The following is a 689-nucleotide window of genomic DNA, read 5'->3' as shown; positions in this document are numbered from 1 at the left end:
CTCCGGCAGCGAGCCGATGGGCCTGCCTTCCATCGCTTCGACCAGCGCTTCCGACGTCCACAGCAGGTTCATGCGGCGCGCTCCTTCAGCGCATCGCGCACTTCCTCGTGGTCGGAGAAGTGGAAGGTCTGAGCGCCGATGGTCTGGCCTTCCTCATGCCCCTTGCCGGCGACGATAAGCGTATCGCCGGCGCGCAGCATCGCCACCGCCTCATGGATCGCCTTGCGGCGGTCGCCGATCTCGATGGCGCCGGGCGCCGCGGCGAGGATGGCCGCGCGGATGGTCTCGGGCACTTCCGTGCGCGGATTGTCGTCGGTGACGATGACGATGTCGGCGAGCCGCGTCGCGATCTCGCCCATGATCGGCCTTTTTCCCCGATCGCGGTCACCGCCGCAGCCGAACACCACGATGACGCGGCCCGTGGTGAAAGGTCGGACCGAGGTCAGCACGTTCTCCAGCGCGTCGGGCTTGTGGGCATAGTCGACATAGACAGGAGCGCCAGCGGCGGTGGCGCCGACGAGGTCGAGCCGGCCAGGCGCACCCTTCAATTTTTCCAGGGCGGCCAAAGCTTTATCCACCGGCGTTCCAGTCGCGATGGCAAGCCCCGCCGAGACCAGCGCGTTGGCGATCTGGAAATCGCCGGCCAAAGGCAGGTCGATCTCGTAGAGCACGGCGTCGGCCACGACCTC

1 protein-coding gene is annotated in these 689 nt (G+C 67.3%); it reads right to left on the bottom strand.

Annotated features, from left to right (window positions below; genetic code table 11):
* Nucleotides 1-68 precede the first annotated feature (68 nt).
* A partial coding sequence (locus EOA27_RS38935) for a cyanophycin synthetase (RefSeq protein WP_281059534.1) occupies nt 69-689 on the bottom strand: 621 nt, incomplete at its 5' end.

The organism is Mesorhizobium sp. M2A.F.Ca.ET.037.01.1.1, from assembly GCF_003998075.1.
In the GTDB taxonomy this organism is placed as follows: Bacteria; Pseudomonadota; Alphaproteobacteria; order Rhizobiales; family Rhizobiaceae; genus Mesorhizobium.
Note: the sequence above shows the minus strand (reverse complement) of the source record. Positions and strands in the feature narration are given on the sequence as shown.